12 protein-coding genes and 1 riboswitch are annotated in these 13825 nt (G+C 67.6%); of the genes, 7 read left to right on the top strand and 5 right to left on the bottom strand.

What is annotated here, in order from left to right; translation table 11 throughout:
- Nucleotides 1–11: 11 nt before the first annotated feature.
- Nucleotides 12–1133 carry a tartrate dehydrogenase gene (locus ACSQ8Y_RS05945; protein ID WP_436265532.1) on the bottom strand — a complete coding sequence of 374 codons (1122 nt, stop codon included), beginning with the start codon at nucleotides 1131–1133 and terminating at the stop codon, nucleotides 12–14.
- 110 nt (nucleotides 1134–1243) lie between these two features.
- Here ACSQ8Y_RS05945 and ACSQ8Y_RS05940 point away from each other — a divergent pair, with 110 nt between their 5' ends.
- From ACSQ8Y_RS05940 to mmsB, 6 genes are all read left to right on the top strand, one after another.
- A complete protein-coding gene (locus ACSQ8Y_RS05940) occupies nucleotides 1244–2158 on the top strand; it encodes a LysR substrate-binding domain-containing protein (RefSeq protein WP_436265531.1) in 915 nt (304 codons plus the stop codon).
- A 38-nt stretch (nucleotides 2159–2196) separates the two neighbouring features.
- Nucleotides 2197–2415: riboswitch (cobalamin riboswitch) on the top strand.
- A 146-nt stretch (nucleotides 2416–2561) separates the two neighbouring features.
- On the top strand, nucleotides 2562–4118 hold the full coding sequence (locus ACSQ8Y_RS05935) for a CoA-acylating methylmalonate-semialdehyde dehydrogenase (protein WP_436265530.1): 1557 nt from the start codon (nucleotides 2562–2564) through the stop codon (nucleotides 4116–4118).
- Nucleotides 4119–4128: 10 nt separating this feature from the next.
- On the top strand, nucleotides 4129–5289 hold the full coding sequence (locus tag ACSQ8Y_RS05930) for an acyl-CoA dehydrogenase family protein (protein ID WP_436265529.1): 1161 nt from the start codon (nucleotides 4129–4131) through the stop codon (nucleotides 5287–5289).
- Nucleotides 5286–6068 carry an enoyl-CoA hydratase gene (locus ACSQ8Y_RS05925; protein ID WP_436265528.1) on the top strand — a complete coding sequence of 261 codons (783 nt, stop codon included), beginning with the start codon at nucleotides 5286–5288 and terminating at the stop codon, nucleotides 6066–6068. The genes ACSQ8Y_RS05930 and ACSQ8Y_RS05925 overlap by 4 nt, the downstream gene beginning before the upstream one ends.
- Nucleotides 6065–7402, top strand: coding sequence for an enoyl-CoA hydratase/isomerase family protein (locus ACSQ8Y_RS05920; RefSeq protein WP_436265527.1), 1338 nt, complete (start codon nucleotides 6065–6067; stop codon nucleotides 7400–7402). The genes ACSQ8Y_RS05925 and ACSQ8Y_RS05920 overlap by 4 nt, the downstream gene beginning before the upstream one ends.
- Nucleotides 7399–8295: a 3-hydroxyisobutyrate dehydrogenase gene (gene mmsB, locus ACSQ8Y_RS05915; protein WP_436265526.1), complete on the top strand. Its 897-nt coding sequence runs from the start codon at nucleotides 7399–7401 to the stop codon at nucleotides 8293–8295. Before ACSQ8Y_RS05920 ends, mmsB begins: the two co-directional genes overlap by 4 nt.
- 71 nt (nucleotides 8296–8366) lie before the next feature.
- On the opposite strand, the gene ACSQ8Y_RS05910 is transcribed toward mmsB, so the two are convergent.
- The gene (locus ACSQ8Y_RS05910) at nucleotides 8367–9866 is read right to left on the bottom strand and encodes an AMP nucleosidase (RefSeq protein WP_436265525.1); all 1500 of its coding nucleotides are present in this window, start codon (nucleotides 9864–9866) and stop codon (nucleotides 8367–8369) included.
- Nucleotides 9867–9973: 107 nt separating this feature from the next.
- Here ACSQ8Y_RS05910 and ACSQ8Y_RS05905 point away from each other — a divergent pair, with 107 nt between their 5' ends.
- Entirely contained in the window at nucleotides 9974–10996 is a 1023-nt protein-coding gene (locus ACSQ8Y_RS05905; protein WP_436265524.1) for a 2-dehydropantoate 2-reductase, read from the top strand.
- A gap of 227 nt (nucleotides 10997–11223) precedes the next feature.
- Here ACSQ8Y_RS05905 and ACSQ8Y_RS05900 read toward each other — a convergent pair whose 3' ends face one another.
- From ACSQ8Y_RS05900 to ACSQ8Y_RS05890, 3 genes are all read right to left on the bottom strand, one after another.
- Nucleotides 11224–11616, bottom strand: coding sequence for an EF-hand domain-containing protein (locus ACSQ8Y_RS05900; RefSeq protein WP_436265523.1), 393 nt, complete (start codon nucleotides 11614–11616; stop codon nucleotides 11224–11226).
- Nucleotides 11613–13178, bottom strand: coding sequence for a S10 family peptidase (locus ACSQ8Y_RS05895; protein WP_436269762.1), 1566 nt, complete (start codon nucleotides 13176–13178; stop codon nucleotides 11613–11615). Before ACSQ8Y_RS05895 ends, ACSQ8Y_RS05900 begins: the two co-directional genes overlap by 4 nt.
- A gap of 80 nt (nucleotides 13179–13258) precedes the next feature.
- Entirely contained in the window at nucleotides 13259–13810 is a 552-nt protein-coding gene (locus ACSQ8Y_RS05890; RefSeq protein WP_436265522.1) for a hypothetical protein, read from the bottom strand.
- Nucleotides 13811–13825: the final 15 nt, after the last annotated feature.

Genomic DNA, 13825 nt, shown 5'->3' with positions numbered 1-13825 from the left:
GCCCACGCAATTCATCTCGCCCCGACGCGGCCCAGTTCCTTCATGCTTTCCATCTTGCGCGCCCTGCCCTCGTCCAGCAGGGCGCACACGGCGCGCGTGACGTCGGCGGTGGTCGCCGTGCCGCCCAGGTCGCGGGTATGCAGCGACGGCGTGGCGGTGACGCTTTCAATCGCCTGCATCACCCGCGCGGCCGCCGCGTGTTCGCCCAGGTGCTCCAGCAGCATGACGACCGACCAGAAAGTGCCGACCGGATTGGCCAGGCCCTTGCCCATGATGTCGAACGCCGAGCCATGGATAGGCTCGAACATGGACGGGTAGCGGCGCTCGGGGTCGATATTGCCGGTCGGGGCGATACCCAGGCTGCCGGCCAGCGCGGCCGCCAGGTCGCTCAGGATGTCGGCGTGCAGATTGGTGGCGACGATGGTGTCCAGCGTGGCCGGGCGGTTGACCATGCGCGCGGTGGCGGCGTCCACCAGTTCCTTGTCCCATGCCACGTCCGGGAAATCGCGCGACACTTCCAGCGCGATCTCATCCCACATCACCATGGCGTGGCGCTGGGCGTTGCTCTTCGTGATGACGGTCAGCAGCTTGCGCGGACGCGACTGCGCCAGCTTGAAGGCAAAGCGCAGGATGCGCTCGACGCCGACGCGCGTCATCATCGACACGTCGGTGGCGGCTTCGATCGGGTGGCCCTGGTGCACGCGCCCGCCCACGCCGGAATACTCGCCCTCAGAATTCTCGCGCACGATGACCCAGTTCAGGTCTTCCTGCCTGCAGCGCTTGAGCGGACCGTCGATGCCGGGCAGGATGCGGGTCGGACGGACGTTGGCGTACTGGTCGAAGCCCTGGCAGATTTTCAGGCGCAGGCCCCACAGCGTGATGTGGTCGGCGATGTCCGGGTCGCCGGCCGAACCGAACAGGATGGCGTCCTTTCCGCGCAGGGCTTCCAGGCCATCTGCCGGCATCATGGCGCCGTGCCGGCGGTAGTAGTCGCCGCCCCAGCCGAAATCCTCGAACTCGAAAGCGAAGTCCTTGCTGCCGGCGGCCAGCGCGGCGAGCACTTCGCGGCCGGCCGGCACGACTTCCTTGCCGATGCCGTCGCCTGGAATGGTTGCGATGTGATAGGTCTTCATGACAGTCTCCTGAGTGGGTTGTGGCTGATTAACGAGGCCACTGTAAGGGGTGGACGACGATGAATAAGCTGGCTAAACTCAATCCATTGTTAACCCATAACTCCACAATCATGAGCAACGGCATTCAACCGGTCGAGTTGAGCTTTATCGTCGCCCTCGCCAGCAGCGGCAGCCTGAGCGCGGCTGCGCGCGAGATGGGCATCACGACGTCGGCGGTCAGCAAACGGCTGGCGCACATCGAGTCGCGCATCGGCGTGCCGCTGGTGAACCGCACCACGCGGCGCATGAGCCTGACCGCCGAGGGCGACGTCCTGCTGGAGCACGCGCGGCGCATCCTCGGCGAAATCGACGACCTGGACCAGCTGCTGAGCAAGTCCAGGGGTACGCCCAAGGGCCAGCTCCGGGTCAGCGCGACGCTGGGCTTCGGCCGCCTGCATATCGCGCCGGCCATTTCGAAGTACGTGCTGCGCTATCCCGAAGTGGACGTGCAGCTGCAGCTGTCGGTCGACCCGCCGGCCCTGACGGACGACCAGTTCGACGTCTGCATCCGCTTCGGCGCGCCGGCCGATGCGCGCGTGATCGCCAAGCGGCTGGCGCCCAACCGCCGCCTGCTGTGCGCCTCGCCCAGATACCTGGCCCAGCATGGGGAGCCGAAGACGCCGGGCGAACTGCGGCGGCACAACTGCATCAGCATCCGCCAAGGCGACGAGGCGTACGGGCTGTGGCGGATGTTCACCGGCAGGGAATCGGAACACAGCGCGGAAGCCGTCAAGGTGCGCGGCAACCTGACCACGAACGATGGCGAGATCGCCGTCAACTGGGCGCTCGACGGCCACGGCATCCTGATGCGGGCCGGGTGGGATATTGAGCGCTACCTCAACAGTGGGCGCCTGGTGGAGGTGCTGCCCGGCTACCGCACGCCGGACGCGGACATCTACGCCGTGTACCCGCAGCGTCACCAGCTTTCCGCGCGCATCCGCACGTTCGTGGACTTCCTGGCTGAGCGTTTCGAGCAATTTTCGTAACAAATCGAGATTACGTTTACGTAAACGTCAAATGATGTGCTAATCTTTACGCAACAGGTGCGCCGGGCAAATTCTTGTCCGGCGTTAAACGGGAAAGTGGTCGGCGCGGTCGGAATCTCACCGCGCCCCATGCCCCTGCTGCCTCCGCAACGGTAGGCAAGTGCGGCCGCTTCATCCATGCCACTGGTCCGCAAGACTGGGAAGGCGAAGCGGCAAGACTTGCAAGCCCGGATACCGGCCTGTTGATCTTCAGCGCCGCCCGCTGCACGGCGGCGCCGGGTCTGGTTACGTACGGAAGGTGCGTAACGGGTGCCGCGCGGCAGCATGCCGCCGGCTTACTTCGCAGACTGGCGGCGCAGCACGCGCGGGAAAGCGCACGCGCCGCCCATCAAGGAACGCTCATATGACCAATGCCGTCTTTGCCCCCGCCGTCCCTACCGCCGACACTACCGCCATCCCCCCCGCCGTCCCCACCGTCAAATTGCTGATCGGCGGCGCCCTCGTCGAATCGGCCACCGAACACTGGAGCGAGGTCGTCAATCCGGCCACGCAGCAGGTGATCGCCCGCGTGCCGCACGCCACGCCGGACGAAATGGCGCAAGCCGTGGCCGCCGCCAAGGCCGCCTTCCAGGCCTGGCGCAAAACGCCCATCGGCGCGCGCGCCCGCATCTTCCTCAAGTACCAGGCGCTGATCCGCGAGCACATGGCCGAACTGGCGGCCCTGCTCACCGCCGAGCAAGGCAAAACGCTGGCCGACGCCGAGGGCGACATCTTCCGGGGACTGGAGGTGGTGGAGCACGCCGCCAACATCGGCCAGCTCCAGATGGGCGAACTGGCCAGCAACGTGGCCGGCGGCGTGGATACCTATACGGTGCAACAGCCGCTGGGCGTGTGCGCCGGCATCACTCCGTTCAACTTCCCGGCCATGATCCCGCTGTGGATGTTCCCGATGGCCATCGCCTGCGGCAACACCTTCATCCTCAAGCCGTCCGAGCAAGACCCCATGGTGACCATGCGCCTGGCCGAACTGGCGCTGCAGGCCGGCGTTCCCGCGGGCGTGCTGAACGTGGTGCACGGCGGCGCGGACGTGGTGAACGCCATCTGCGACCATCCGGACATCAAGGCGGTTTCCTTCGTCGGCTCGACCACGGTGGGCACCCATGTGTACCGGCGCGCCACGCTGGCGGGCAAGCGCGCGCAGTGCATGATGGGCGCGAAGAACCACGCCATCGTGCTGCCGGACGCGCACCGCGAGCAGACCCTGAACAACCTGGCCGGCGCCGCCTTCGGCGCGGCGGGCCAGCGCTGCATGGCCCTGTCGGTGATGATCCTGGTCGGCGAGGCGCAGCAATGGCTGCCGGACCTGGTGAAGAAAGCGCAGACACTGTCGATCAACGCCGGCGCCGAACCGGGCACCGACATCGGACCGCTGATCTCGCCCAGGGCCAAGGCCCGCGTGCAGCAGCTGATCGGCCAGGGCATCGAAGAAGGAGCCAGGCTGGAGCTGGATGGACGCGGCCCAACGGTGCCAGGCTACGAGAGCGGCAATTTCGTCGGCCCCACCGTGTTCTCCGGCGTGACGCGGGACATGGCGGTCTACCGGGAAGAGATCTTCGGCCCGGTGCTGTGCGTGATGCACGCCGACTCGCTGAAGGACGCCATCGCCATCATCAACGCCAACCCGAACGGCAACGGCACCGCCCTGTTCACGCAGTCCGGCGCGGCCGCGCGCACCTTCGAAGAGGACGTGGACGCCGGCCAGGTCGGCATCAACGTGCCCATCCCGGTGCCGGTGCCGCTGTTCTCCTTCACCGGCTCGCGCGGCTCCAAGCTGGGCGACCTGGGCCCGTACGGCAAGCAGGTGGTGGCCTTCTACACCCAGACCAAGACCATCACCGCGCGCTGGTTCGACGACGCAGCCGTGACCGGCGGAGTGAATACGACCATCTCGCTCAAGTAAGGAGGCCGTCATGGACTTCGAACTGAACGAGGACCAGCGTGCCTACCAGGACGCCGCGCGCCAGTTCGCCGCGCGCGAAATGGCCGCGCAGGCGGCCCGCTGGGACGCCGAGGGCATCTTCCCAAGGCAAACGATAGCGCACGCTGGCGAGTTGGGCTTCTGCGGGCTGTATGTGCCGCAGGCCATGGGAGGGCTGGGCCTGTCGCGGCTGGACGCCACCGTGGTGTTCGAGGAGCTGGCGCGCGCCTGCCCTTCCACCACGGCCTACCTGACCATACACAACATGGCCAGCAATATGATCGCGCAATGGGCGCAGCCCGAAGTGCGCGAAGAATGGATCGCCGACCTGGCGACGGGCCGAAAGCTGGCCTCCTACTGCCTGACCGAACCCGGCGCCGGCTCGGACGCCGCCTCGCTGACCACTACCGCCGTACGCGACGGCGGCGATTATGTGGTCACCGGCGGCAAAGCCTTCATCTCCGGCGCCGGCGCCACCGACGCGCTGGTGGTCATGGCGCGCACCGGCGGCGCCGGCGCCGGCGGCATCTCGGCCTTCCTGGTGCCGGCCGGCAGTGCCGGCATCGCCTACGGCCGCGAAGAGGAGAAGATGGGCTGGAACAGCCAGCCCACGCGCGCCATCAGCTTCGACGGCGTGCGCGTGCCAGCCTCGCACCTGCTGGGGGGCGAAGGCGACGGCTTCAAGATCGCCATGCGGGGACTGGACGGCGGCCGCATCAACATCGCCACCTGTTCAATAGGCGCGGCGCAGGCCGCGCTGAACAGTGCGCAACGCCACATGGGCGAGCGGGTGCAGTTCAAACGCGTGCTGGGCGAGTTCCAGGCCTTGCAGTTCAAGCTGGCCGACATGCAGACCGGCCTGGTGGCCGCGCGCCAGATGGTGCGCCTGGCCGCGACCAAGCTCGATGCCGGCGCCGCCAACGCCGCCATCTACTGCGCCATGGCCAAGCGCCTGGCCACCGACACCGGCTTCACGGTCTGCAACGAGGCCTTGCAGATCCACGGCGGCTACGGCTATCTGCGCGATTACCCGCTCGAGCGCTTCCTGCGCGACGTACGCGTGCACCAGATTCTGGAGGGCACGAACGAAATCATGCGCGTCATCGTGGCGCGGCATCTATTGCAACTTGCACCATCGGAGGAAAACCTGTGACCAGTTACACCAACCTGCAATTGCAGATCATGGAGCACACCGCCGTGCTCACGCTGGCCAACCCGCCAGCCAACACCTGGACTACCGACAGCCTGCGCGACCTGCGCCGCCTGGTGGAAGACCTGAACGCCAACCCGGCGGTCTACAGCCTGGTGGTGACCGGCAGCGGCGCCAAGTTCTTCTCGGCCGGCGCCGACCTGCGCCTGTTCGCAGACGGCGACGTGGCCGTGGCAGGCGAGATGGCGCGCCTGTTCGGCGCGGCCTTCGAGGCGCTGTCCGCGTTCCGGGGCGTCTCGATCGCAGCCATCAACGGCTATGCCATGGGCGGCGGCCTGGAATGCGCGCTGGCTTGCGACCTGCGCGTGGCCGAAACGCAGGCGCAGATGGCGCTGCCGGAAGCCACGGTCGGCCTGCTGCCCTGCGCGGGCGGCACGCAGAACCTGGCCTGGCTGGTCGGCGAAGGCTGGGCCAAGCGCATGATCTTGTGCGGCGAGCGCATCGACGCCGCCACCGCGCTGCGCATCGGCCTGGTGGAGGAAGTGGTGGAGACCGGCGGCGCACTGCCGCGCGCGCTGGCCCTGGCGGCGCAGGCGGCGAAACAAAGCCCGACCAGCGTGCAGGCCTGCAAGCAGCTGATCCAGGGCGCCCGCCGTCAACCGATGGCGCATGTGCTGCCCGCCGAGCGCGAAGCTTTCGTCGGCCTGTTCGGCAGCGCCAACCAAAAGGAAGGCGTGCAGGCATTCCTTGAGAAGCGCGCGCCGCAATGGAGGCCGGCATGAGCGGCCTCGCCCCAACCACGGCGTCCGAAACGGGACGGCCGCCGGGGAATGCATTGCAAGACGCATCGCAGGACGCATCGCCGCGCGACCAGGCCGCTCCCGTCCGGTTCCGCAGACTCGGCGGACGCGGCGGCGACATCGGCATCGCCACGCTGAACTCGGAAGCGACCCTCAATGCGCTGTCGCTGGACATGATCGCGCTGCTGGAACCGCAACTGGCTGCATGGGAAACCGATCCGTCCATCGCTCTGGTGATGCTCGAAGGCGCGGGCGACAAGGCCTTCTGCGCGGGCGGCGACCTGCAGCAGCTATACAGGTCCATGCGCGAACACCACGCGTCGCCGCAGGCGGACGAGCTCCTGGCCAACCGCTATGCACTGGAGTTCTTCAGCCGCGAATACGCGCTGGACTACCGCATCCACACCTTTGCCAAGCCGGTGCTGGTTTGGGGCCACGGCATCGTGATGGGCGGCGGCATCGGCCTGATGGCCGGCGCCAGCCACCGCGTCGTCACCGAAGGCTCGCGGCTGGCGATGCCGGAAGTGGCCATCGGACTGTATCCCGACGTGGGCGGCAGCTGGTTCCTGAACCGCGCTCCCGGCCGTCTCGGCCCCTTCCTGGCGCTCACCGGCGCCGCGCTCAACGCCGCCGACGCGCAGTTCGCGCGCCTGGCCGACTACCGGATCGCGCACAGCGACAAGGCGCGCCTGCTCGACATGCTGCAAACGCAGCAGTGGGCGCGGGAAGGCGGCGCGGCCACGGCCAGCGCGGCGTTGAACGGGAAGGCTGCGGGCGGCATGGCTGCGCGTGGAACGGCCCTCTCCACCACGGCAGCGGGCGATGAAGCGTCCGCAAGCAATCACCGGCTGCTGGGCGCCCTGCTCGCCAAGTTGCAGAAATCCGCGCCGCCCGCTGCCGCCAGTCCGCTGCGCGAGCACTACGACTTGATCAACGATTTGTGCGAGGGTAGCTTCGGCGACATCGTGCTGCGCATCGCGTCGCTGGAGAGCGAAGACCGCTGGCTGCAGAAGGCGGCGACATCGCTGCGCAAAGGGTCGCCCGGCGCGGCCTGGCTGGCTGTCGCCATCCAGCAGCGTGCCAAGCATCTGTCGCTGGCCGAAGTGTTCCGCCTTGAACTGGGCGTCTCGCTGGTGTGCGCGGCGCGGCCCGACTTCGCCGAAGGCATCCGCGCCCTCATCATCGACAAGGACATGCAGCCGCGCTGGCAGCCCGCCAGCCTGGCCGACATCAGCGACGCCTGGGGTGGGGGCTTCTTCGCTCCGGTCTGGACCGAACAGGACCATCCACTGAAACTCGAAAGGAAAACAGCATGAGCCATATCGCATTCATCGGCTTGGGCAACATGGGTGCGCCGATGGCGCACAATCTGCTCAAGGCCGGCCACGAGCTGGCCGTGTTCGACCTGTCCAACAGCGCAGTCCAGGGCTTGGCCGGCGCGGGCGCACGCCCTGCGCCGTCCGCCATCGCAGCGGTCGAAGGCGCTTCGGTGGTGATCTCCATGCTGCCCGCCAGCACCCATGTGCACGGGCTTTATCTCGGACAGCAGGGCATCGTTCCCCACATCGCCGACGGTGCGCTGGTGATCGATTGCAGCACCATCTCCGCGGCCACGGCGCAAGCGGTCGCCGCGGCGCTGTCCGCGCGGGGATTGCAGACGCTGGACGCGCCGGTCTCGGGCGGCACCGCAGGCGCGGCGGCCGGCACGCTGACCTTCATAGTCGGCGGCGAAGCCGAAACGCTGGAACGGGCGCGCCCCTATTTGTCGGCGATGGGCACGAACATCTTCCACGCCGGCGGCAGCGGCGCCGGGCAGGTGGCCAAAATCTGCAACAACATGCTGCTGGGGATACTGATGGCTGGCACCGCCGAAGCCCTGGCGCTAGGCGCGGCGCACGGGCTGGATCCCAAAGTGCTGTCCGACATCATGGGCAAAAGCTCGGGCCGCAACTGGGCGCTGGAGGTGTACAACCCCTACCCCGGCGTGATGGAGAACGCGCCCGCGTCGCGCGGCTACACCGGCGGCTTCGGCGTGGACCTGATGCACAAAGACCTCGGGCTGGCGGCCGAAGCGGCTATTGCCGCCCGCTGCGCGGTGCCGCTGGGCGAGCTGGCGCGCAACCTGTACGGCTTGCACAGCCTGTCCGGCGCGGGCGCGATGGACTTCAGCAGCATCATCCAGCCGCTGCTGAAGGACCAGCTGTACTAGTGCGCTGGCGGGTTACGCACCTCGCGCCAACCCGCCCTACGGGTTCGTGACGGCAGGCACCTGACCCGCCATCACTGGAACGCGACCTCGGTGAAGCTGCGCAGCTTGCGGCTGTGCAGCTTGTCCACGCCCAGCTCGCGCAGCAGCTCGACCGCGCGTATGCCGATCCGCAAATGCTGGTCCACGCGCTCGCGGTAGAACGCGTTCGCCATGCCGGGAAGCTTGATCTCGCCGTGCATCGGCTTGTCGCTGACGCACAGCAGCGTCCCGTACGGCACGCGGAAGCGGAAGCCGTTGGCGGCTATCGTCGCGCTTTCCATGTCCAGCGCGATCGCGCGGCTCTGGCTGAAGCGCCGCTCCGGCGTGCGCTGCGGCAACAGTTCCCAATTGCGGTTGTCGGTGCTGGCCACGGTCCCGGTGCGCATCACGCGCTTCAGGTCATGCCCGGTCAGCTGCGTCACCTCGGCCACGGCCGCCTCGATGGCCACCTGCACCTCGGCCAGCGGCGGGATCGGCACCCACAGCGGCAGATCTTCATCCAGCACGTGGTCCTCACGCACGTAGCCGTGCGCCAGCACATAGTCGCCCAGCTCCTGCGTGTTACGCAGGCCCGCGCAGTGGCCCAGCATCAGCCACGCGTGCGGCCGCAGCACGGCGATATGGTCGGTGATGGTCTTGGCGTTGGCCGGGCCGACGCCGATGTTGACCATGCTGATGCCGCTGCCGTCCCTGCGCACCAGGTGGTAGCCCGGCATCTGCGGCAGGCGCGGCAAGGGCGATCCCAGTTCGTCGCCCGGCTCGGACGGAGCGCCGGCGCGGCGCAGCACCAGGTTGCCCGGCTCGACAAAGGCCACGTAGTCGTCGTCGCCCTGCGCGGAGCGGCCCATGATCTCGTGTCCGAGCTTGATGAATTCGTCGATGTAGAACTGGTAGTTCGTGAACAGCACGAATTTCTGGAAATAGGCGGGCAAAGTGCCGGTATAGTGGCGCAGGCGCTGCAGCGAGTAATCGACGCGCGGCGCCGTGAACAGCGACAGCGGCTGCGCTTCGCCGAACGGCGGCTCGTGCGTGCCGTTGGCGATGCCGTCGTCCATCGCGGCCAGGTTGGGCAGGTCGAACACGTCGCGCATCAGCAGGCGGCGGTCGGCGCCCATGCTGCCCTCGATGTGGTCATGCTCGGCAAACGAGAAATGAATGGGGATGGGCTGCGCGCTCATGCCCACTTCCAGCTGCACTTGCTGGTGCCGGCCGTGGTTCTTCAGCAGCAAACGGAATTGCTCGTGGTAGTAGCGCGCGAACAGGTCGGGACGGGTCAGCGTGGTTTCGTAGGTGCCGGGACCGGCTACGAAACCATAGGACAGGCGCGAATCGGCGCGCGCCACGGTATCGGTATGCACGCGTACGTAGGGATAGCAGGCGCGCACATGCTCCGCCGGCGTCTCCCCATCGACAAAACGCTGCAGGGATTCACGCAGATGCCGTATGCTGCCATCGTATAGCGCTTGTACCTGAGCCAGCGCGGCGGCCGGGTCGTCGAAGCGCGCTGGCGCTATGAAGGGACGGTTCTGCATGGTCACTCTCCTTTTCTTATGTGTTCGCCTCTATTGTATCGGCGTTTACGCTGCGGTGCAGCAACTGGATTTAACGTTATCATCGACTCACTTTTCAAGGAGGCGGAATGAAGGTTTGCATCGTGGGTGCGGGCGCCATCGGCGGATTCCTGGGGACGCGGCTGGCCGGTAGCGCCGGCGCGGGTGCGCATGTGAGTGCGCATGTGAGCGCGCATGTGAGTGTACTTGCGCGCGGCGCCACGCTGGCCGCGCTGCGCACGCACGGCTGGCGCATGCAGAGCAGCGAGGGCTGGCACCAGGCACCGGTCGCCGCCAGCGCCGACGCGGGCGACGCCGCCGAGGTGGCGGCGCTGGGCGTGCAGGACCTGGTGATCGTCGCCGTCAAGGGCCAGTCGCTGGGCGCGGCGGCGCCTTCCATCGCGCCGCTGCTCGGGCCGGACACGGTGGTGCTGCCCGCGATGAACGGCGTGCCCTGGTGGTTCGGCGCAGGGGCCGACGACACGCCGCTGGCCAGCGTCGATCCCGGCGGCGCCATCGCCGCCGCGATCCCCCAGCGGCACGTGCTGGGCTGCGTGGTCCACGCCAGCACTTCCACCTCCGGACCCGGCGTGGTGGTGCACAAGATGGGCCATGGGCTGATCATCGGCGAGCCCGAAGGCGGCGTATCCGGACGCGCAAAACGCGTGGTGGAGCTGTTCGTGCAAGCCGGCTTCAAGGCCACGCTGTCGGAGCGCATCCGCTACGATATCTGGTACAAGCTGTGGGGGAATATGACCACCAACCCGGTCTCGGCGATGACGGGCGCCACCGCCGACAGGCTGCTGGACGACCCGCTGGTGGCCGCGTTCTGCATCGCCGCCATGCACGAAGCTGCCGCCATCGGCCGCCGCATTGGCTGCGAGATCGACGAGACGCCGGAAGACCGGCACAAGATCACGCGCAAGCTGGGGGCGTTCAAGACCTCGATGCTGCAGGACGCCGAGGCTGGCCGCCCGCTGGAGCTGGACAGCATCGTGGGGGCAGTGCGCGAGATCGGCCAGCGGGTCGGCGTCGCCACGCCCAACATCGACGCCCTGCTCGGCCTGTCGCGCCTGTTCGCCCGCACCCACGGCCTGTATCCGCCGGCCTGACCGGGCAGCGCCACAGGGCACCTTCGAAATACCTGTCATGCCCGCGAAAGCGGGAATCCGTACGTCGCACGCTCAAAGGCACAGCATGCATTCCCGCCTGCGCGGGAATGACAAAACTGGCGGTTATTCGAGGTGCCCCACAAATGCTGATGCTGATTGGAGCCGGACGGGCACACTGCATCCCGGGCGGCACCAGCGGCTGCCCCAGCGCTTGCCGGCAGTCCGGTTCACTGCTGCGGCTGGGACATCGCCTCTTTGCGGCGCTGGGCCATGTAGCGGCGCAGGTCGTCGAAGCTGACCTTGCCGCTGCGGGCGGTGTCGATCTGCGCGAAATGGTTGGCGACGAAGCCCAGACCGGCCTTGCGCGCCTCCTCCTCGGTGAGCGCGCCGCTGGCGTCCAGGTCGGCCTGCTCGAAGCGCTGCTTCAGCTTGGCCAAGGCCTGCTGCCGCAGCGCCTCCCCCGCCGCCGGGCGCTCGTGCGACGGCAGGCGCTTTGCCGGCGGCACATAAGGATCGCGCGGAAAGTCCTGCGCGGACACGTGGCCCGCACCCGCCGTGCCCAGTTCCACCAGCGCCGCCAGCGCCGCCATCCTAAGTACGCTACCGAAAATCTTCATCATCGCCCCGCTGCCATGCTGGTGTAGAACGCCGCCAGGTCCACCTTCTGCGCGCGCCGTGCAGTGTCGTCCAGGTAGATCATATGCCCGCTGCCATAGTTGCGGATCTGGACGTTCGGATTGCTGCCCAGCCGCGCCATATCAAGCTCGGTCTGGTAGAACGGCGTCGCCAGATCATGATACCCGCTTTGCGCCAGCACCTTCATGCGCGGGTTCAGCGTGATCGCGGCCGCCAGGTCGGGTATCGTGTCCGGCAGCTCCTTGCCGTCGTGCCGGAACACCCAGCGGTCGATGATGTTGTTGAAGTTCAGGTAGGCCGTGGGCGCGCTGTACTTCAGCGTCGCGCCGAGATAGCTGCGCATGGAGTTCACGAAGGCCGCGTTCACCACCGTCAGCGAGGGGTCGCCGTCCACGCCCAGCGGGCCGTTGGCGGCGCCGGATACGCGCGCGTCGTAGCGTCCCAGCAGCTGGCCCGGCATCAGACTACGCTGGTAATTCTCGGGGCGGTAGTTCAGATCCTGCTGCCACAGCAGCGCCGGCAAGCCGGTGTAATTGACCAGCTGCGTCACCACCGATTGCGGCGGCGCGGTGCGCAAAGGCGACAGGTAGGCTTGCACCGCCGCCCGATAATCGGTGGAGCTGAAACCGCGCACCTGCGTCAGGAAGGCGGACAAGTCGGCTGGCACAGGGTTGCTCAGCCGGAAGTAGGCGCTGGTGGCCGCGTAGCTTGGCACATAGCCTTCGCAGCTGACCGAGCCGGGATCGAGCACGCCGCAGTTCGCGTTGTAGTCCATGACGGCCGAATGCAGCACCACGCCATCGACCCTCGTGCCCGCCACTTCCAGCAGATTGGCCAGCACCGCCGTGCGCGTGGTGCCGTAGGACTCGCCGAACAGCACCTTGGGCGAGGCCTGCCGCTTGTTGACCGCGACGTAGCGTTGCACGAAATCGCGGAAGCCCGCCGCGTCGCTGTCCACGCCCCAGAAGTCCTGGTTGCTGGCGGGCGCAATGGCCTGCGAATAACCGGTGCCCACGGCGTCCACGAACACCAGGTCCGAGGTGTCGAGCAGGCTTTCCTGATTGTCGGCCAGCTGCGGATCGGTCAGGATGACGCTGGACGGTATCTGCGTGGCGATGCGCTTCGGGCCGAAGGAGCCGAGATGCAGCCACAGGCTGGCCGAACCGGGGCCGCCGTTGTAGAAGAAGGTGACCGGGCGGCGCGCGGCATCCGCGTTGTCGGCCGTGTAGGCGATGTAAAAGAAGGAGGCGGCACGGCCGGTGCGGGCATCGGTGGCCGTCAGGTGGCCCGTGGTTGCGGTGTAGTCGATGCGCGCGCCGTTCTGGGTCAGCTGCGCCTTCACCACCGCCGCACGCTCAGCGCCGGACGCCAGCGCGCCGGTGGCAGCGCCCGAGTAGGAGACCGTGTCGGCAAAAGAGCCGTCCGCAGGCGGAGTAACGGGTGGGGTAACGGGCGCCGTAGCGGCCGAGCCCCCTCCTCCACCGCCGCAAGCGGCCATCAAGGTAGTCAATAAGACTGCAGGCACACCGCGCGCGAAGCGCCGCATCCATGCCAGTTTATCAGTGTGGGCCAAACCAGTTCTCCATCGAGCCGGCGACGCTTGCCTGCTATGGATTATGCACGAAATCAGCTCGCGCAGGCCTTGTCGGCCGGGCCGAGGAAGCGCAGGGAGCGGGAATAGGAGATGGCGCTGCTTTCGCGGCGTTTCTGGTCGAGCGTGACGATGTCGCCGATATCGAGGCCGCTGAGGATGAAGAGGTTCATGTCGCGGCCCTTGAAGCGGTCGGGCAGCACTTCTTCGCGCCAGCCGGCGCCGCTGTTGCTGTATTTGGTGAACAGCCGGCAGCCGGGCGAAGTGGAGACCACCGTGTAGATCACCGCCACGCCGTTCTCCACGTCCAGCACCACCGGGTTTTCCATGTGCAGCGGACCGCCGTCATGCAGCGAGTGCCATACGATGGGCTGGCCGGGCTGGCCGGGAAGGAAGAAACGGATCGAGGCGGCGCTGTCGCTGCTCTGGCGCTGCACCATGATCACCTGGCCGCTGGCCAGCCGCACTTCCTCCTGCCAGTGCTCCGAGCGGGAACAGCCGGCCGCGAGCGCGGCCGCAAACAGCACGGCGGCGGTGCATGCCCGGCGTGCGGATTGCAGGTTTCCGGTTGTCCGGCGTCTCTTCACAACATCTCCATGCGG

The sequence above is a fragment of the Pseudoduganella sp. LjRoot289 genome (assembly GCF_964252925.1).
Taxonomy (GTDB): domain Bacteria; phylum Pseudomonadota; class Gammaproteobacteria; order Burkholderiales; family Burkholderiaceae_D; genus Rugamonas.
The sequence above is the reverse complement of the archived record's forward strand: the minus strand, read 5'-3'. Positions and strand labels throughout refer to the sequence as shown.

Excerpts from the sequence above, each read along its gene's own strand:
- ACSQ8Y_RS05895 (WP_436269762.1), bottom strand. The coding sequence starts at position 13,178 with ATGCGGCGCTTCGCGCGCGGTGTGCCTGCAGTCTTATTGACTACCTTG.
- ACSQ8Y_RS05945 (WP_436265532.1), bottom strand. The coding sequence starts at position 1,133 with ATGAAGACCTATCACATCGCAACCATTCCAGGCGACGGCATCGGCAAG.
- ACSQ8Y_RS05930 (WP_436265529.1), top strand. The coding sequence starts at position 4,129 with ATGGACTTCGAACTGAACGAGGACCAGCGTGCCTACCAGGACGCCGCG.
- ACSQ8Y_RS05935 (WP_436265530.1), top strand. The coding sequence starts at position 2,562 with ATGACCAATGCCGTCTTTGCCCCCGCCGTCCCTACCGCCGACACTACC.
- ACSQ8Y_RS05905 (WP_436265524.1), top strand. The coding sequence starts at position 9,974 with ATGAAGGTTTGCATCGTGGGTGCGGGCGCCATCGGCGGATTCCTGGGG.
- mmsB (WP_436265526.1), top strand. The coding sequence starts at position 7,399 with ATGAGCCATATCGCATTCATCGGCTTGGGCAACATGGGTGCGCCGATG.
- ACSQ8Y_RS05940 (WP_436265531.1), top strand. The coding sequence starts at position 1,244 with ATGAGCAACGGCATTCAACCGGTCGAGTTGAGCTTTATCGTCGCCCTC.
- ACSQ8Y_RS05900 (WP_436265523.1), bottom strand. The coding sequence starts at position 11,616 with ATGATGAAGATTTTCGGTAGCGTACTTAGGATGGCGGCGCTGGCGGCG.
- ACSQ8Y_RS05920 (WP_436265527.1), top strand. The coding sequence starts at position 6,065 with ATGAGCGGCCTCGCCCCAACCACGGCGTCCGAAACGGGACGGCCGCCG.
- ACSQ8Y_RS05910 (WP_436265525.1), bottom strand. The coding sequence starts at position 9,866 with ATGCAGAACCGTCCCTTCATAGCGCCAGCGCGCTTCGACGACCCGGCC.